The sequence below is a fragment of the Arthrobacter sulfonylureivorans genome (genome assembly GCF_022637435.1).
GTDB lineage: Bacteria > Actinomycetota > Actinomycetes > Actinomycetales > Micrococcaceae > Crystallibacter > Crystallibacter sulfonylureivorans.
The window spans coordinates 998,188-1,015,248 of sequence record NZ_CP093326.1 but is presented as its reverse complement, the minus strand read 5'-3'; the positions used below and the strand labels follow the sequence as shown (position 1 = coordinate 1,015,248).

General features: G+C 66.5%; 16 protein-coding genes and 2 tRNA genes. 5 read left to right on the top strand and 13 right to left on the bottom strand.

Annotated elements, in window-relative coordinates:
• Positions 1-114: 114 nt before the first annotated feature.
• The 4 genes from MNQ99_RS04945 (at position 115) to MNQ99_RS04930 (ending at position 4,626) form a co-directional block, all read left to right on the top strand.
• Entirely contained in the window at positions 115-639 is a 525-nt protein-coding gene (locus MNQ99_RS04945) for a dihydrofolate reductase (RefSeq protein WP_422387517.1), read from the top strand.
• Positions 640-812: 173 nt separating this feature from the next.
• Positions 813-1,970: an aspartate-semialdehyde dehydrogenase gene (gene asd, locus MNQ99_RS04940; protein ID WP_241914653.1), complete on the top strand. Its 1,158-nt coding sequence runs from the start codon at positions 813-815 to the stop codon at positions 1,968-1,970.
• Positions 1,971-2,354: 384 nt separating this feature from the next.
• Complete coding sequence (locus MNQ99_RS04935; protein WP_241914652.1) at positions 2,355-4,085, top strand: HNH endonuclease signature motif containing protein; 1,731 nt, start codon at positions 2,355-2,357, stop codon at positions 4,083-4,085.
• Between the two features lie 37 nt (positions 4,086-4,122).
• Entirely contained in the window at positions 4,123-4,626 is a 504-nt protein-coding gene (locus MNQ99_RS04930; protein WP_127512783.1) for a hypothetical protein, read from the top strand.
• Positions 4,627-4,685: 59 nt separating this feature from the next.
• On the opposite strand, the gene MNQ99_RS04925 is transcribed toward MNQ99_RS04930, so the two are convergent.
• From MNQ99_RS04925 to MNQ99_RS04895, 7 genes are all read right to left on the bottom strand, one after another.
• On the bottom strand, positions 4,686-5,765 hold the full coding sequence (locus MNQ99_RS04925; protein ID WP_241914651.1) for a UDP-N-acetylmuramate dehydrogenase: 1,080 nt from the start codon (positions 5,763-5,765) through the stop codon (positions 4,686-4,688).
• 35 nt (positions 5,766-5,800) lie between these two features.
• Positions 5,801-6,229 carry a MaoC family dehydratase gene (locus MNQ99_RS04920; RefSeq protein ID WP_127512785.1) on the bottom strand — a complete coding sequence of 143 codons (429 nt, stop codon included), beginning with the start codon at positions 6,227-6,229 and terminating at the stop codon, positions 5,801-5,803.
• Positions 6,226-6,687, bottom strand: a complete 462-nt coding sequence (locus tag MNQ99_RS04915; protein WP_127512786.1) for an FAS1-like dehydratase domain-containing protein — start codon at positions 6,685-6,687, stop codon at positions 6,226-6,228. Before MNQ99_RS04915 ends, MNQ99_RS04920 begins: the two co-directional genes overlap by 4 nt.
• A 32-nt stretch (positions 6,688-6,719) precedes the next feature.
• Positions 6,720-6,974, bottom strand: coding sequence for a hypothetical protein (locus tag MNQ99_RS04910; RefSeq protein WP_127512787.1), 255 nt, complete (start codon positions 6,972-6,974; stop codon positions 6,720-6,722).
• Positions 6,975-7,055: 81 nt separating this feature from the next.
• The gene (locus tag MNQ99_RS04905) at positions 7,056-7,964 is read right to left on the bottom strand and encodes a DUF2797 domain-containing protein (protein ID WP_241914650.1); all 909 of its coding nucleotides are present in this window, start codon (positions 7,962-7,964) and stop codon (positions 7,056-7,058) included.
• Positions 7,965-8,096: 132 nt separating this feature from the next.
• Positions 8,097-8,170, bottom strand: a tRNA-Met gene (locus MNQ99_RS04900).
• Positions 8,171-8,227: 57 nt separating this feature from the next.
• Positions 8,228-8,299: transfer RNA gene (locus tag MNQ99_RS04895), tRNA-Thr, on the bottom strand.
• Positions 8,300-8,584: 285 nt separating this feature from the next.
• On the opposite strand from MNQ99_RS04895, the gene MNQ99_RS04890 reads away from it, so the two are divergent.
• Positions 8,585-9,379: a putative protein N(5)-glutamine methyltransferase gene (locus tag MNQ99_RS04890; protein WP_241914649.1), complete on the top strand. Its 795-nt coding sequence runs from the start codon at positions 8,585-8,587 to the stop codon at positions 9,377-9,379.
• A gap of 152 nt (positions 9,380-9,531) precedes the next feature.
• On the opposite strand, the gene MNQ99_RS04885 is transcribed toward MNQ99_RS04890, so the two are convergent.
• The 6 genes from MNQ99_RS04885 to MNQ99_RS04860 all read right to left on the bottom strand — a co-directional run bounded on the left by MNQ99_RS04885 (position 9,532) and on the right by MNQ99_RS04860 (position 17,060).
• The gene (locus tag MNQ99_RS04885) at positions 9,532-11,532 is read right to left on the bottom strand and encodes a DEAD/DEAH box helicase (protein ID WP_422387516.1); all 2,001 of its coding nucleotides are present in this window, start codon (positions 11,530-11,532) and stop codon (positions 9,532-9,534) included.
• A 342-nt stretch (positions 11,533-11,874) separates the two neighbouring features.
• Positions 11,875-12,423 (bottom strand): PadR family transcriptional regulator, encoded by a 549-nt coding sequence (locus tag MNQ99_RS04880; protein WP_241914647.1) that lies wholly within the window; start codon positions 12,421-12,423, stop codon positions 11,875-11,877.
• Between the two features lie 16 nt (positions 12,424-12,439).
• Entirely contained in the window at positions 12,440-14,464 is a 2,025-nt protein-coding gene (locus MNQ99_RS04875; protein WP_277883597.1) for an oxidoreductase, read from the bottom strand.
• Between the two features lie 170 nt (positions 14,465-14,634).
• Positions 14,635-15,294: an MOSC domain-containing protein gene (locus MNQ99_RS04870; protein ID WP_241914646.1), complete on the bottom strand. Its 660-nt coding sequence runs from the start codon at positions 15,292-15,294 to the stop codon at positions 14,635-14,637.
• A gap of 30 nt (positions 15,295-15,324) precedes the next feature.
• Entirely contained in the window at positions 15,325-15,780 is a 456-nt protein-coding gene (locus MNQ99_RS04865; protein WP_127512793.1) for a VOC family protein, read from the bottom strand.
• A 119-nt stretch (positions 15,781-15,899) separates the two neighbouring features.
• Positions 15,900-17,060, bottom strand: coding sequence for a cystathionine gamma-synthase (locus tag MNQ99_RS04860; protein WP_241914645.1), 1,161 nt, complete (start codon positions 17,058-17,060; stop codon positions 15,900-15,902).
• Position 17,061 lies beyond the last annotated feature (1 nt).

The window sequence follows — 17,061 nt, the reverse complement described above, 5'->3', positions numbered from 1 at the left end:
GCCGGCCGCGCCGCCGACGGCCCGCGCCCCTATCCGGGCAGCGTCGCCGAGGCCGTGACTGCCGCGGCGGCCGCCACCGACGACCGGCAGCAGCTGCCGGCGCCAGTGGTCGGCATGATCTGGGCCCAGACCACCAACGGCGTGATCGGCCGCGACGGCGGCATGCCCTGGCATCTGCCCGAAGACCTGGCGCACTTCAAGCGAACCACGCTCAACCATCCGGTGATCATGGGCCGCAAGACCTGGGAGTCCTTCCCTGACAAGTACCGGCCGCTGCCCGGGCGCACCAACATTGTTATCAGCCGCAGGCCGGAAATGCGCGACCAGCTCGTGGCCGAGGGCGCCGTAGTGGTCGATTCCGTGGAGGACGCGATGTCCGAGGCCGCAGCCAGTCCGGGCGGCGACGAAATCTGGGTCCTTGGCGGCGGCGAGATCTTCAACCTCACCACACAGCATTCCAACGCGGCCTCGGTCACCGTCATCGACATGGAGACCGACGGCGACACCTACGCCCCGCAGCTGGGCCCGGGTTGGAAGCTCGACGGCGTCTCCCCCACCGAGGGCTGGAGCACCGCAGCCAACGGCACCCGCTACCGCATCTCGCTCTGGGTCCGCGGGGAGGACAGCCGGGTGCAATAGCCCGGGCCTCGCTGCAAGAGCAGAAAGCATAGGACCTCGGCGCCGCCGGGCCGCACCAACGCTGCACGGAGGCAGCCAAGGGGAGCCCCGCCGTCGTACACGTCCCCTAGATGTGCTCGGAGAGGCACGTAACTCACCGCAGCCAAATTGACCCTGCCCGTAAACTAGATGGCATGACTTCACCCGCAGCCACTTCCTCTACACAGTCCGTCGGCCTGATCGGTTGGCGCGGCATGGTCGGCTCCGTCCTGATGCAACGCATGCAGGATGAAGGCGACTTCGACCTGATCAACCCCGTCTTTTTCTCCACGTCGAACGCCGGCGGCGACGCCCCGGCCTTCGCTGGTGCTGCCGCGGGCGACGCAGGCAAACTGCAGGACGCGTACGACGTCGAGACGCTGGCCAAGCTGCCGATCATCGTCACCGCGCAGGGCGGGGACTACACCTCCGAGGTCTACCCCAAGTTGCGCGATGCCGGCTGGGACGGCCTCTGGATCGACGCCGCTTCCACGCTGCGGATGCAGGACAGCTCCATCATCGTGCTGGACCCGGTAAACCGGGACGTGATCGACGCCGGCCTGGCGCGCGGCGTCAAGGAATTCATCGGCGGCAACTGCACCGTTTCCTGCATGCTCATGGGGCTGGGCGGGCTGTTCAAGAACGGCCTGGTGGAGTGGGGAACCTCCATGACCTATCAGGCAGCCTCCGGCGGCGGTGCCCGGCACATGCGCGAACTGCTGAACCAGTTCGGTTCGCTCAACGCCGCAGTATCCGCCGAGCTCGCAGACCCTGCCTCTGCCATCCTGGAAATCGACCGCAAAATCTTGGCACAGCAGCGCAATCCCGAGCTGGATTCCTCCCAGTTCGGCGTGCCGCTGGCCGGTTCGGTGATCCCGTGGATCGACAAGGACCTGGGCAACGGACAATCCAAGGAAGAGTGGAAAGCGCCGGCCGAGACGAACAAGATTCTGGGGCTCAGCGATGACCAGCGCATCCCCTTCGACGGTCTGTGCGTGCGCATCGGCGCCATGCGGTCCCACTCGCAGGCACTGACCCTGAAACTCACCGAAGACCTCCCGGTGGCCGAAATCGAGCGGATCATCGACGCCGACAACGAGTGGTCCCGCGTGGTGCCGAACACCAAGGAAGCCACCATGGAGCACCTCACCCCCGTGGCGGCCAGTGGCACCCTGGAGATCCCGGTTGGCCGCATCCGCAAGCTGGAAATGGGCCCAGAGTACATCAGCGCCTTCACCGTCGGCGACCAGCTCCTGTGGGGCGCTGCCGAGCCGCTGCGCCGCATGCTGCGGATCGCCACCGGCAACCTTTAAGGAAGCCAGCCCCGTTAGGCAGCCAGCATTGCCGGTGGCCTAACGCTCATGGAGTCCGCCCCTTCGCGGGGCGGGCTCCTGCTGTTAAGTCCCTCGGACCGCCGTGCACGCGTTACCGAGCGAGACGGCGGCTCCGCCGTTAGCCCCGCCTGCTCCTGCCATCGCCCCTTGCTTGGATCATCGGCGGCCGTTGTCTGCTCCCTCACCGGACTGCCCCTGTCCTTCCAGGTCTGCCTCCTCTTCTACAAGCCGGATTTGCCCTCCACAGGCCGCTTCCCGCCTCCGCCACCCGTCTTGTCCTACACAGGGCCGTGTCCCCTGGCGTTTGTGCACATACGTCGAACACCCGTTCTACCCGGAGCTTGCGCTGCGTAGCGTTGAAGTATGGCGGCGGAACCGTTGGACGAGGCACAGGAGCCGGAGGATCCCTCCGGCCACGCCGCCATGCCAGACGATGTCGCAGGCTCCCATGACGCCGCCGCGGCCCCGGGTACTGGCGACCACTCAGACACCGACACAGGTCCAGGCACAGACGTCAGCCCGGCGGAAGAAGCCGCCGCTGAGGGTGCCGCGAATGCTGCCACACCCGGGGGCAGCGCACCATCGAACAACTCGCCAGTGGTAAACGATTCTTCCTGCCGGGAGTTGTGGGAGGAGGACTGGCGGGAGTTGGAACCGGCGGAACTGGCCGGACTGCTCGCCGGCACCGACCCCGATACCCTGGACGACTGGTCCGCACTCGAATACCTCAAAGCCGTCCGCAAACACGAGGCCTGGACCCAGTCCCGCCGCACCCGCGCCATGCACCGGATGGCCGTGCTCCGGCCGGCCACCGGCCCCGATGCCGGGGCACCGGACGGCATCAGCCGGCACGCGGCCCAGGAACTCGCCCCCATCCTCGCCCTGCCCCGCAAACAGGCGGCCGCGGAACTGGCCGACGCGCACCAGATCGCCACCCACCTGCCCGCCACCCTCACCGCCCTCGACCACGGCGACATCGACCTGCCCCGCGCCGCGGCGATCGCCCGCAAAGGCGCCGACCTCCCACCGGAGACCCTGGCCGAGTTCGAGAACACGGTCCTGCCCGGCGCCGGGACCATCACCCTCGAATCCGTCCACGCCCGCGCCCGCACCGCCCGCGACCGGCTGCACCCCGTACCCCTCGAGACCCGGCACCGGGCCGCGATGGAACGGCGCACCGTCCAATACCTCCCGCAGGACGACGGCATGGCCGAACTGTTCATCCGCACCTCGGCGGACAAAGCCCTGCTCGCCTACAACCTGATGCAGGCCCACGCCCGGAAACTGCAGACCGCCGACGAGACCCGCACCCTCGGCCAGCTCCGCGCCGACGTCTTCACCGACATGCTCCTGCGCTACCCCGACCACGCCTACCAACCCGCCACCACAACCCCTGGCAGCGGCACCGCCGCCGCAGCGACGACCACCGGGGAAGCCGCGGACGCGGCGACCGGCAACGGGGCCACCGACCAGGGCCACTGCACCTGCGGCGGCGCGAATGCCACCGCCTCCGTCGCAGTCACCACGACCTTGGAAACCCTGCTCGGGCTGGCCGAAGACCCCGGCGAACTCACCGGCTACGGCCTCATCCCGCCCGAAATGACCCGCAACCTCACCGCGCTGGCCACCTCCTGGCTCCTCGTGCTCACCGACGACTACGGCCAAGCCATCGCCGCCGCCAAAGACCTGCGGATCCCGCCCGAATGGCTCAAACGCCTCATCCGGCTACGCGACCGGCACTGCCGCGAATTCGGCTGCACCGTCCCCGCCGACCAATGCGACATCGACCACACCATCGCCTGGGAAGACGGCGGCAAAACAGTGCCCGAGAACCTCAGCGCCCACTGCAAACCCGGCCACAAAACCAAACACCACGGCGGCGGCACCGTCACCCAGGACAACGACGGCACCCTGCACTTCACCACCCGCTCCGGACACACCCACACCACCACCCCCGACGAAGGCTGGGCAATCACCTACCCCACAGCAGAGGACCGGGCCAGCAACACAACGAACCAGGACAAAAGCGCAGCAGAACGGTCCGCTGACGGAGAGGATGGCGAACCATGCGAAGAAACGCCACCACCCTTCTGAAAGACAGATTCGAAACCGAGCAGGAAGGGGACCGATAGTGAGCAGGCGCAACCAGCCTCAGCCGACCGTCGATGATATTCTCCGGGAGTTCTTCGCACAGCAACGTCAGTCCCGCCCGATTCGGGAAGATCGTTCGCTCCGGCTGGAGGCGCATTTACGGAGCTGTATCGAAGCCTGCGGCCCTGACTACATCTCAGAGGAGTGGTGGTTGATGCTGGAGATTGAACGGTGCTTCGAGCCGAAGGACACGTTCGCCAGGCTTTTGCCAGCAGACTTTCTCCTGCCGCCAATGCACGATTTCTTATCGCCGGAGTGGCTGTTTGACCACGGTACTGACCGACTGGTTCAGGTGAATCACAGCTACCGCTTGGTCTGCTGGCTATGCAGCAGCGGCTCGGTCAATCTCCGTGCGCTGCGGCCCAGCATCATCCAATTCATGATCCGACATGATGAACTGGCCGTCCGTCCAAGGGCCCACAAGGGACCGGATCGTCTGCTCCAACCGGCCGATGCCCCGATCACCCGCGAAGATCTGCCGTAGGGCACAGTGCCAAGGGAGGAAGGGCTATCCCCCGCCCCTGTTATCGCCTGTTTCCGCTGTCAGAGGCTGCAGCCGATCAACAGGGGCTCGGGCTGAAGCCGAATACCAAAGGCACTGTCAACTCCATCCCGTACGGCACGGGCGATCGCCAGTACGTCTTCTGCGCTGGCTTCACCACGGTTGGTGATTGCCAGTGTGTGCTTGGTCGACAGCGACGCGCGGCCGCCGGCCAAGTCGTGCCCGTTGAGGTCGCCGTTTGATGTGCCCTCGAGACCGAAGCCCTTGGAGAAGCCTGCATTGTCGATGAGCCAGGCAGCGCTCAGCTTGATCTTGTCGCCGGCCGGCCACCGCGGTGCGTTCGCGGGAAGTCTTTCCGCCGTTGCGGGATCGACGATGGGGTTGGTGAAGAATGATCCCGTGCTGAATGTGTCCCTGTCGTCAGGATCGTGGACCATCCCCTTGGACGCGCGGAGCCGGAGTACTTCACGTCGAACGTCGGAGGCCTTGGCTGTTCCACCGACCTCGGCTTCCAACACCCGGGCCAATTCGGCGTAACGGATCGGAAGGCTCTGCCGCCCCGCCGTCAGCCGGAACTCAACTTCCAGCACCACGAAGCGTGGCGAACCGTTGACGGTGCTCCGTTTCAAGACCGAGTCCCGGTAGCCAAACGCGAGGTCGCTGTTGTCGAATTCCCGAATCGAACCAGTGTTCCTGTCCCATGTTCGGACCCGGGTGATGGTCTGCGAGACGTCGGATCCGTAGGCGCCGACGTTCTGCACCGGTGTGGCACCCGTGAGCCCCGGAATACCGGAGAGCGCCTCCAGCCCGGCCCAGCCGCTGGTGACGGTCAAGGCAACGAGGTCGTCCCACGGCTGACCTGCTTGAACCGTGAGCGCCACGGCGCCGTCTTGTTCGTCGACGGTGTAGCCGGTGTTGGCGACACGGATGACGGTGCCGGGGTAGCCGCCGTCGGAAATCACGAGGTTGGACCCGCCGCCGACGATCAGGAGGTCGTCGCCGTAACCGTCGGCGGCCCTGACCGCATCGACAATCTCGGACTCGGAGCCGGCCTCGACGTAACGCCGGGCCACGCCGCCCACGCCGAGCGTTGTCAGCGGAGCAAGAAGCGTTTCTGTCACGATGCTGGACTCTCCCCCGCCGGGTTCAGGGCGAGTCACCAAACCTTGACGACCGCCTGGGCTTTGACCAGTACCTTCACACCCGCAGCAGTCACCGTCAGGTCGACTCGCGCCGTCCCGTTGTCTGCATCGATGGCGCCGATGGCACCGCTGACTTCGATGCTCGCACCCGGGCCGTCAACGTCCTCCACGAGGACTGGCTTGGTGAACCGAGTCTGGTAGTCGACGACGGCGGCCGGGTTACCGATCCAGTCCGTCACCAATTGCACGGCAGCCCCCATCGTGAACATGCCATGTGCGATGACGCCGGGAAGTCCCACCTGCTCGGCGAAGCGCCCGTTCCAGTGGATCGGATTGAAGTCGCCCGAGGCGCCGGCGTACCTGACCAAATCCGCGCGGGAGACCTCAATGGCTCGGGAGCCGATGTCCTGTCCAACGGTCAGCTCGTTCAGTTCGACGCTCACTGGCCTTCCCCTCTCACCAAGATCGACGACGTGGTGGTGGCCGTTCTCTCGCCGGCCACGGTGCTGATCTCGGCGCGGGTGGTGATCATGGCCCCGCCGCCCATGGCGCGGACCTGATCGACGTGGAGTTCGGCCACGAGTTCGTCGCCGGCGACGATCGGACGGTGGTGCACAAACCGCTGGTCGGCGTGGACGACGCGGGAGAAATCGATACCGGAGTCTGAATCCTCGATCAGCTGAGCATCTGCGCGTTGGGCCACGATGATGGCGAACGTCGGCGGTGCCACCAAATCTGCATAGCCGAGTGCGCGCGCGGCTTCAACGTCGAAGTGCGCGGGATGTGTGGCTTTCACCGCCGAGGCGAACTCCCTGATTTTCTCGCGGCCCACAGTGTAGGCAGCGCCGGCCGGGTACACGCGGCCGGCGAGGTCGGGGTTGACCCCGGCTTGCTCGGACATGGATCTCCTTCGGTGGAGTGGGCGGGGATGAACTAACGTCGCTTGGCCTGAGGGGTGCTGCGCGGATTTGCGGCCGCTTGCCGGGCCCGGGCGTCGCGGAATCGGACCAGCAGCCCTGCCAGATGGGTCAGCAGTCCCGTGGCAATGACCGCAATCGCTGCCCAGATCAGCCATTGGATGCTGGCCGAGGCGCCTATGACAGACAGCAGGATCCCGACGCCGATGAGTGCCATGGCAGAGATCACCAGCTTGCGGTACAGCGGCGAGCCGAGGTCCCAAGGATTCATACTTCAAGGTTACCGGCCGCGCCGCTGCCGGCCGAACCGCGGAGCGGGTTGCTTTGCTTCGGTTCCGGTCCCGCTGGTTCGCTAGAACAGTTGCTCCTGCATGGCGGGCAGCTCTGAGACGAAGTCCCCCAGTGCGATCCGGCGGCCCTTCAGTCTCCCGAGGTCCGCTAGGAAGTGCGGGCCACCCTCCGTCAGCTGCGCCGCCGCGACGCTGCCCAGAATGCCTTGCACGGTGAGCCCGTGGTCTCCTGAATCAAAGGTGCTCGGGTAGCTCCTCCTGATGCCATCCGCGAGCACCGGCGCCGCCAGCTCCGGTAACTGCCACAGGTCATCGACGACGTCGAAGCCCTCTAGTTGAGCGGCAGGCAGCAAGTTGCGGACAGTAGCAGCGTGGCCCGCATTGATCCGCTCCAGATCGGCCGCAGGCAGCGGGGTCAGGAGCCCGGCATACTTGGCGGCGCTACGCACTGCTTGGGTCAGTTCTGTAGCTCCCGAAACCATGTCCTCCAGCACCCGGACGACCCGCCCGTCACGCGTCTTGGCAACGTAGCGGGCGACCACGGCGCCTTGCTCGGCCAACCGCAGCGACTTCCGTATGTTGGCTGCCGTCCCCACCTTGCTGGCACCGTTGGCGAACGTCGCCACGTAGAGCCAGTGCGGCTGCGCGAGATACAGCAATAACCCCTCAGGCGCCCGGCCACTGCGATGGCTGTCATGTAGGAAGCGCAAGTCGTCATTGAGGAAGCAGTTCACACACTGGTATCCGCGCTCGGCAGGCGCCTGCAACCGGCACGGCACATGTGTCCGATCATCTGCGGAATGCACCCGGTGGCTGCCCAGGCAGAAGACTTGTGGATCCAGCACTCGGAAGCCCAGACGGGTCCCGGCTTTCACCGGAATGCCCTCCGGTGTGCCATCCGGGGATGCCAGGCGCAGCTGGGGCCCCGCTGTGGTCCAGACAATGCCGTGGGCAAGATAGAGGGCGGGCATGGCGTCCACTCTAGTCAGGGGAGCTCAACACGGACCGGCGGACGGACGGCCGCACAGCAGACCGGCAGACCCCGTAACAAGCTGAAGGGCCCGTCCGGAACCGTAGTTCCGATCGGGCCCTTCAAGGCTTTGTAGCGGTGCCCGGACTCGATCCGGGGACCTCACGATTATGAGTCGTGCGCTCTAACCAGCTGAGCTACACCGCCACGAATGGCAGTGCCCGCGCTGCGTCTCGCGACGCAGACGCGGGCTTTGCCATTCAGAGCCCCCCACCGGAATCGATCCGGTGACCTCGTTCTTACCAAGAACGCGCTCTACCACTGAGCTAGGGGGGCAACGGAGAAATACATTACCAGCAATTTGCCCCGGGATGAAATCGAACTGAGGGCCCGTGGTGAACGCCACACCGCAGGCTACGGATTGTGCCGCAATCCGACCGCTGGCGTACGGGTTTGGCCTCTGGAATGCTTCCTGAAGCCGTCGAAAGCGCTGCCAGAACCGTGCTGCCGAATGGAACCTGCCGATGCGCAAATCATCCCCAAAATGCAGCGAAGATCACATGTAAGTGGGGGTGAAACGAGTGCTATGGGTAGTCTGGGGGCACTATTCGAAAGGAACCCATGCAGGTTTCCCAGTCATCCACGTCCCGGGATGGAATTGTCTCCCGGCTGCGTGCCGCAGGCTGCGTATTTGCTGAGGAAGAAGCGGACCTGCTGCTGGCCGAATGCGGCCGCCCGAAAGTCTTGGCGGCAAGGGTGGAACAGCGGGCTGCCGGCATGCCTCTGGAACAGGTACTGGGTTGGGCTGAGTTCTGCGGCTTGCGTGTTGCCGTGGCTCCGGGAGTCTTCGTCCCGCGCCGGAGAACGGAGTTCCTGGTCCAGCGTGCAGCCGACCTTGCCCCGGCGCGCAGCGGCGCCGTCGTCGACCTGTGCTGCGGCTCCGGAGCCGTGGCGGCGGCGCTGGGCAAGCTGCTGGCACCCACTGAGCTGCACGCCGCTGATGTGGATCCGGCGGCGGTTGCCTGTGCGCGCAAGAACCTGCCGGCAGCGCAGGTGCACGAAGGCGATCTATTCGAAGCGCTGCCCTCGGGGCTGCGGGGCCGGGTGGATGTCCTGGCCGCCAATGTGCCCTATGTGCCCACACAGGAGATCGCCCTGCTGCCGGCGGAGGCCCGCCTGCACGAAGCGGCGTGGGCGCTCGACGGCGGTGCGGACGGTTTGGCGGTCATGCGCCGCGTTGCGGCGGGCGCACCGGAGTGGTTGGCACCCGGTGGGTCGGTCCTGGTGGAAACGAGCGAGCGTCAGGCAGAGACTGCTTCCGGCGTCTTTGAAAGCTGCGGGCTTGCGGCCGCTGTGACCTATTCGCCCGAACACGGGTCCGCGGTGGTCTCCGGCACCCGGGAAACGCCGGCCTGAAGGCGGGCCAGCCAGCCGGAAGGCGCACCAGCGCCCGGAAGGCCGGTCAGCCAGCCGGAAGGCGCACCAGCGCCCGAAAGGCGCGTTAAACGCCTCCGGGGCACCTGTCCATGACAGATGCCCCGGAGGGTGGCTAAGAGATCCGGAGGGGATTAGCCGCGGGTGTGGCGAGGCTTGCGCGGACCGCCGAAGCTGCGGTCGCGGTCGCCGCCGAAGCCACCGCGGTCGGTGCGGTCGCTGCTGAAGGTGCGTTCGCCGCTGAAGCTGCGTTCGCCGTCGTTCTTCTTGTACGGACGATCCCCGTCAAACTTCTTCTTGTAGGGGCGGTCGCCGTCGGACTTCTTGGTGAACGGCCGGTCTCCCCGGTCGCTGCGGAATCCACCGCGGTGGCCGCCGCCGAAGTCGTCGCGGTCCCGGCGCGGCTTGCGGCCGGCGTCGAGTTCCAGGTGAATCAGCTCGCCGCCGATGCGGGTCTTGGACAGCGCACGCAGCTGGTCCTTGCTCAGGTCCGCGGGCAGCTCGACCAGCGAGTGGTCGGAGCGGATGTCGATGCCGCCGATCTGGGCGGCGGACAGGCCGCCCTCGTTGGCGATGGCGCCGACAATGGAGCCGGGCATCACGCGGTTGCGGCGCCCGACGGCGATCCGGTAGGTCGCGTTGCCCTCGGTCAGGGTGCGGGACGGGCCGCGTGAATTCATGGAGTCACGTCCGCCGCCGGCACGCTCGCGCTGGCCCTTCGGTGCTTCCGGCAGGTCCTGGACCAGCAGCGGGCGTCCGCCCTGGGCCATGACGGCCAGGGCAGCGGCAATTTCGGCTGCCGGAACGTCGTGCTCGGTCTCGTAGTTGGCGACCAGGTCGCGGAAGATCGAGACGTCTTCGGAAGCCAGGGTCTCGGTGATCTTTTCCGCGAACTTGCGCATCCGCAGGTTGTTGATGGTCTCGGCGGAGGGCAGGTGCATCTGCTCGACCGGCTGACGGGTGGCCTTCTCAATGGCCCGCAGCAGGTACTTCTCGCGCGGGGTCATGAACAGGATGGCGTCACCCGAGCGTCCGGCACGGCCGGTGCGGCCGATGCGGTGCACGTAGGACTCGGTGTCGTGCGGGATGTCGTAGTTGACCACCAAGGTGATGCGCTCGACGTCCAGCCCACGGGCGGCCACGTCGGTGGCGACCAGGATGTCGATCTTGCCGTCGCGCAGCGCCTCGACGGTGCGCTCACGCTGCTGCTGCGGGATGTCGCCGTTGATGGCGGCGGACCGGTAGCCGCGGGCCTTGAGCTTGTCGGCCAGGTCTTCGGTGGCCATCTTGGTGCGCACGAAGGCGATCACGCCGTCGAAATCTTCGGCTTCCAGGATCCGGGTCATGGCGTCGAGCTTGTGCGGGCCCATGACCTGCAGGTAGCGCTGGCGGGTGTTGGTGCCGGTGGTGGTCTTGGCCTTGACCGTGATTTCGGCCGGGTCCTTCAGGTACTTCTTGGCGATCCGGCGGATGGCGGTCGGCATGGTCGCCGAGAACAGCGCAACCTGCTTATCTTCCGGGGTCTTCGAGAGGATCTGGTCCACCTCTTCGGCGAAGCCCATGCGCAGCATCTCGTCGGCCTCGTCCAGCACCATGTACTGGAGCTCGGACAGGTCCAGCGAACCCTTTTCGATGTGGTCGATCACGCGGCCGGGGGTGCCGACAACAACCTGGGCGCCGCGGCGCAGTCCGGCCAGCTGCGGGCCGTAGGCGGAGCCGCCGTAGACCGGCAGCACGGTGAAATCGTCCATGTGCGCGGCGTAGGAGGAAAACGCCTCCGCCACTTGCAGGGCCAGCTCGCGGGTAGGCGCCAGCACCAGGATCTGGGTGTTCTTGGTCGGCGGCAGCTCGGCCATCCGGGACAGCGCCGGAACGGCGAAGGCTGCGGTCTTGCCGGTGCCGGTCTGGGCCAGGCCCACGACGTCGCGGCCTTCGAGCAGCACAGGGATGGTGGCGGCCTGGATCGGCGAGGGCTTTTCGTAGCCGACGTCGGTCAGTGCCGCGAGGACGCGGCCATCGAGGCCGAAGTCGGTGAAGAGTACGGTGTTTTCGTCTTCGACGGCCTCAGCGGCGTCGGTGTTTTCGGGCAGGGTATTAACAGTGTTTTCGGACACGGGGCAGTTCCTCGTATTCAGCTGGGGACCGGTGGCCGCGGCGCATGAATGTCCGCGGTCCTCTGACTCAAAGCCCGGCGCTATTACAATCCCGTGGCAGGGCTTTCCGCCGCTTCGCTGGCTGCCCGCATTGTGCGGGGAACCTAGCGGCGTTTTCTTTAGCCGGCGCTCCCAAACATGAAACTGCCCGCCGTTTAGAGGCGGACCCACACACCAATCAGACGCTTCGACAAGACCGTATGTGGCATTATCGCGCAGAACTAAGGGAATACCGACAGTGGGGGATGCATCCAGTGTACGGCATGCGGGCGGCCCATTTCTGCGGGAAGGTACGACGACGGCCGGTGACGTTCGGCACAGCGGTCACCTTGGGGTACTGGTCGCGCGATCCGTCTCCGCTGCAGGCTGCAGCGCCAGGGTGTGTTCCGCCCACTCGATCCAGGTCTGCTCGAACATGATCCCGGCCTGCAGCACGGCACGCTGCAACCGGTTGGCGTCGTCCCAGCTGCCCCGTTGGTCCAGTTGTTGATAGGCGGCAAGCTGGGTGCGGTGCAGGCCGAGATGCCGCTCAAGTTCGTCGTTGATGGGGACATCGCCAAGCACCGAGGAGGCGCGCAGCCGGATCATCAATTCCTCGCGGACGGGACGAGGCTCTTGCTGTTCCAGCGTCCACCGGCTCAGTTCCTTCCGGCCGGCGGCGAGCACGTTGTAGTCCTTGGCCCGGCCCCGGCTGGAGTCGCGGCCGGTGGAGTGAACCAGCCCGTTCCGTTCCAGCTTGGCCAGTTCCCGGTAGATCTGCTGGTGCGTGGCCGGCCAGAAGAAGCCGAAGGACTTATCGAACCGGCGGGCCAGTTCCGCTCCGGATCCGGGTTGTTCCAGCAGCGCGGTGAGGATGGCGTGCGGCAGGGACATGGTCGTTTTCCTTCCGCTACAGCGCGGCGGCGAGCCGGGTCGCCTGGTTGATGGCACGTTTGGCATCGAGTTCGGCAGCGACGTCCGCGCCGCCCACCAGATGGACCGGCAAGCCCAGGTCTTTCAGTGCTTCCAGCAGCTCCCGCTGCGGTTCCTGCCCGGTGCAGAGCACCACGTTGTCGACGGCGAGTACCGAGTCGGTGCCGTCGATGGTCAGGTGCAGTCCGTCGTCGTCGATTTTGCGGTAGGTGACGGCGGGGATCATGTGTACGCCGCGGCTCTTCAACTCTGCCCGGTGGATCCATCCCGTGGTCTTGCCCAGTCCGGCGCCGATTTTGGCTTCCTTGCGCTGCAGCAGATGGACGGTCCGGGCCGGGCGTCCGGGCCGGGGTTCGGTGAGGCCGCCGCGGACGGCGGGGTCGTCGTCGATTCCCCAGTGCTCCCGGAACCGCTCCGGCTCCAGCGTGGCGCTGGGTCCGGCCTGGGTGATGTACTCGCTGACGTCGAAACCGATGCCGCCCGCGCCCAGCACTGCCACCGTTGCGCCGAGCTCCCGGTGGTCGCGCAGCACGTCCTGGTAGCCGAGCACACTCGGGTGGTCCACGCCGTCCAGATCCGGAATCCGCGGCACCACACCGGTGGCCAGGATGATCTCGTCGAATCCGCCGTCGGCCAGTTCAGCTGCCGTCACCCGTGTCTTGAGCCGCACCTCGACGCCGAGCAGCTGCAGCTGGCGGCCGAAATAGCGGATGGTTTCGTGAAACTCCTCCTTGCCGGGGATCTGCTTGGCCAGGTTGAACTGGCCGCCGATTTCTTCCGCAGCTTCAAAAAGCGTGACGCGGTGGCCGCGCCCGGCAGCGGTCACGGCGCAGGCCAGGCCTGCCGGTCCGGCGCCGACGACGGCCAACGACTTCGGCTCGGCTGCCGGCTCGATCACCAGTTCGGTTTCGTGGCAGGCGCGCGGATTGACCAGGCAGGAGGAGACTTTGCCGGCGAACGTGTGATCCAGGCAGGCCTGGTTACAGGCGATGCAGGTATTGATTTCGTCCGCCTGTCCGCGCGACGCCTTGAGCATAAACGCCGGATCGGCGAGCAACGGCCGTGCCATGGAGACCATGTCCGCGCACCCGTCGGCCAGGAGCTGCTCGGCGGTGTCCGGGTTGTTGATCCTGTTGGTTGCCACCAAGGGAATTCCGACGGCGCCCATCAGCCGGCGGGTGGCCCAGGCGAAGCCCGCCCGGGGCACCGAGGTGGCAATTGTGGGCACCCGGGATTCGTGCCAGCCGATGCCGGTATTGATGATGGTGGCCCCCGCTGCTTCGACGCCGCGAGCCAGTTGGGCGACTTCATCGAAGGTGGACCCGCCTTCCACCAGGTCCAGCATGGACAACCGGTAGATGATGATGAAGTCCTCCCCCACGCGTTGGCGGGTGCGGCGGACGATCTCGAGCGGGAAGCGGATCCGGTTGCCGTAGCTGCCGCCCCAGCCGTCGGTGCGCCGGTTGGTCCGGGCCACGATGAACTCGTTGATCAGGTATCCTTCCGAGCCCATAATCTCCACGCCGTCGTACCCTGCGTCGCGGGCCAGCGCCGCAGCCGCGGCAAAGTCCTCGATGGTCTGCTCGATGTCCGCTTCGCTCAGCTCGCGGGGACTGAAAGGGCTGATCGGAGCCTGCACCGGGCTGGGCGCCACCGGCTCCGGGTGCACGGCGTAGCGGCCCGCATGCAGCAGCTGCAGTGCGATGCGCCCGCCGTCGGCGTGGACCGCATCGGTGATGGTGCGGTGGCGGGCGGCCTCCTCCGCCGTAATCATCATCGCGCCGCCGGGCTGCAGCCTGCCGTCGGCATTCGGGGAGAAGCCGCCGGTAACGATCAGCCCAACGCCGCCGCGGGCGCGTTCGGCATAGAAGGCGGCCATGCGTTCGAATCCGCCGGGCAGCTCCTCCAGCCCCACATGCATGGAGCCCATCAGCACCCGGTTGGGCAGGACGGTAAAGCCAAGGTCCAGCGGTTCGAACAGCTTCGGGTAGGCCACGGCCATTCTGCACTCCTTTGCACAACAAGTTGCATAAAGACTACGGCGCCGAGGTCCAGCAGACAAGCGTCGGCCTACGGAGGATTTCAATCGGGTGGACAATTTCCTCCGGCCGCTGAACCGCGACATGGCGGGCAGCTGGTGCGTGGTTCCGACCTGGCGGCAAGCTGGTGCCGTCAGGCGCGGATCCGACCTGGGTCCAAAGCCCTGCGGACCGCTGTGCTGACGTTGCCGTGCAGCGCAATCTCGCCGTTGGCCTCGGACTCCCGCAGCGCCTGCGCTTGCTCCGGGGTGAGCCCCAGCGATGATTCCGCCACACTGACGCCGTGCCGCGGCCGGGAGAGGACGTGGATTCCGTCGCCGGCGGCAAGGGAGCCGGTAGTGATGACTTTGAGGTACGCGCCGGGCAGTCCCTTCTGCAGGAAGCGCTTGACCCACCGGGGCTCGTCCATGTGCCGGGCGAAGGTAGCGCAGGGAATCCGCGGCATGGTCACTTCGACGACGACCTCCGGGCCGACCTGCCACCGCTCCCCCACCAGCGCGCCGCTGACCTGAATACCGGTGGTCCGCAGGTTTTCGCCGAACAGACCCGGCGGGATGTCACGCCCGAGCTCGGCGGACCAGATCTCGGCATCTTCCTGGGCATAGGCGTACAGGGCCTTGAGCTCGCCGCCGTGGTTCTTGCGGTCCGCCTGGACATCGGCGCGCAGCCCCATCGAGTGGACCGGGATCCGCCCGTCGACCGGCCGTTTGTCGATACCGGTGATCCCTACCTTGCTGGCATCGGGCTTCAGAGCGTGCAGCCGGCAAAGGGCCAGCAGGGATCCGGGATTCATGCAGTGATCATATATTTGCCGGGAACCTGCTCAGGCGTGGCCTTCGTAGCTGACGTCCTGGTCCTTGGCGCCATTCGCACCGGGCAGCGGCTGCCCGCGGTACTTGCCGAACGCCCAGAGGTTTCCGTCCGGATCGTTGATGGCGAAGCCGCGGTCCCCGTAATCGGTGTCCTGCAGGTCGCGGATGATGGAGGCGTCCGCCGCCTGCAACCGGGCGTAGAGGTCATCAGGATCATGGGTGTACACATTCAGCTGTGCCGAGCCCGGCTCGCGGGCCCACAGTGTGCCTTCTGCGTGGCTGGAGACCATCACCATGCCGCCTTCAGGCCACAGCAGCTCGGCGTGGATGACCACACCGTGCTCTTCGAACCGAGCGTGTTCGACGAACCCGACGGTGCCGGTGAGGTAATCGATCAGTGCAGCCGCCTTGCGCGACTGCAGACCGGGGACAACGCTGGCCGGTAGGTACTGCTTGTTCGCATCCATGGGCACAGTATTCTCCTCCGCCCCGGGACACGCCAGAGGCCCACGGCCCGGTCGCCCGGAACCGTAGGCCTCTGCCGCTGGTCGAGTGCTTCTTCTCGCCTAAATCGCCTGAGATCCGCTTAGAGCTGGGCGAAGGCCTGTTCCAGGTCGGCGATCAGGTCCTCGATGTCCTCAATGCCCACGGACAGCCGGATCAGGTTCTCCGGCACGGCCAGTTCGGTGCCCTTCACCGAGGCGTGCGTCATCTCCGAGGGATAGTTGACCAGCGACTCGATGCCGCCCAGCGATTCGGCCAGCGTGAACACCGTGGTGGACTCGGCTACCTTGCGCGCCGCCGCCTCGCCGCCGGTGAAGGAGACCGAGACCATGCCGCCGAAGCCACGCATCTGCTTCTTGGCCAGCTCGTGGCCGGGGTGGTCCGGCAGCCCCGGGTAGAACACGGCCTCGACTTCGGACCGGCCCTGCAGCCATTCGGCCACGGCCTGGGCGTTGGCCGAATGGCGGTCCATCCGCACTCCCAGCGTCTTCAGGCCGCGGGTGGTCAGGAAGGCATCCATCGGCGCGGACACCGCGCCGACGGCGAACTGCACGAAGCCGATCTTCTCGGCGAGTGCGTCGTCGTTGAGCACCACGGCACCGCCGATCACGTCAGAGTGGCCGCCGATGTACTTGGTGGTCGAGTGCACCACAACGTCGGCGCCGAAGGCCAGCGGGTTCTGCAGGTACGGCGAGGCGAAGGTGTTGTCCACCACCAGCAACGCACCGGCGGCGTGGGCCAGTTCTGCCAGAGCGGCGATATCGGTGACCTTCATCATCGGGTTGGACGGAGTCTCCACCCAGAGGAACCGGGACTTGTGCTCGTTGACCGCGGCGGCGACTGTCGACACATCGGACATGTCCACCACGGTATGGCCGATGCCCCAGGCACCCAGGACCCGGTTGATCAGCCGATAGGTTCCGCCGTACGCATCGTTGCCCAGCACAATGTGGTCGCCCGGGGCGAGTAGGGCGCGGATCAGCGCGTCTTCGGCTGCCAGACCGGAGGCGAAGGAGAACGCGTGCTTGCCGCCCTCCACCGCCGCCAACTGCACCTGCAGCGAGTCGCGCGTGGGGTTGGTGCCGCGGCCGTATTCGTAGCCATTGCGCAGCCCGCCGATGCCGTCCTGGGCGTAGGTCGAAGACTGGTAGATCGCCGGCACCACCGCACCGGTGGCTTCGTCCGGCACCTGGCCGGCGTGCACGGCCCGGGTGTTGAAGCCCTGGTTGTTCTCTGCGCTCATT

Excerpts from the sequence above, each read along its gene's own strand:
- asd (WP_241914653.1), top strand. The coding sequence starts at position 813 with ATGACTTCACCCGCAGCCACTTCCTCTACACAGTCCGTCGGCCTGATC.
- MNQ99_RS04910 (WP_127512787.1), bottom strand. The coding sequence starts at position 6,974 with ATGAATCCTTGGGACCTCGGCTCGCCGCTGTACCGCAAGCTGGTGATC.
- MNQ99_RS04875 (WP_277883597.1), bottom strand. The coding sequence starts at position 14,464 with ATGGCCGTGGCCTACCCGAAGCTGTTCGAACCGCTGGACCTTGGCTTT.
- MNQ99_RS04905 (WP_241914650.1), bottom strand. The coding sequence starts at position 7,964 with ATGCCCGCCCTCTATCTTGCCCACGGCATTGTCTGGACCACAGCGGGG.
- MNQ99_RS04915 (WP_127512786.1), bottom strand. The coding sequence starts at position 6,687 with ATGTCCGAGCAAGCCGGGGTCAACCCCGACCTCGCCGGCCGCGTGTAC.
- MNQ99_RS04945 (WP_422387517.1), top strand. The coding sequence starts at position 115 with ATGATCTGGGCCCAGACCACCAACGGCGTGATCGGCCGCGACGGCGGC.
- MNQ99_RS04865 (WP_127512793.1), bottom strand. The coding sequence starts at position 15,780 with ATGGATGCGAACAAGCAGTACCTACCGGCCAGCGTTGTCCCCGGTCTG.
- MNQ99_RS04890 (WP_241914649.1), top strand. The coding sequence starts at position 8,585 with ATGCAGGTTTCCCAGTCATCCACGTCCCGGGATGGAATTGTCTCCCGG.
- MNQ99_RS04860 (WP_241914645.1), bottom strand. The coding sequence starts at position 17,060 with ATGAGCGCAGAGAACAACCAGGGCTTCAACACCCGGGCCGTGCACGCC.
- MNQ99_RS04870 (WP_241914646.1), bottom strand. The coding sequence starts at position 15,294 with ATGAATCCCGGATCCCTGCTGGCCCTTTGCCGGCTGCACGCTCTGAAG.
- MNQ99_RS04935 (WP_241914652.1), top strand. The coding sequence starts at position 2,355 with ATGGCGGCGGAACCGTTGGACGAGGCACAGGAGCCGGAGGATCCCTCC.
- MNQ99_RS04880 (WP_241914647.1), bottom strand. The coding sequence starts at position 12,423 with ATGTCCCTGCCGCACGCCATCCTCACCGCGCTGCTGGAACAACCCGGA.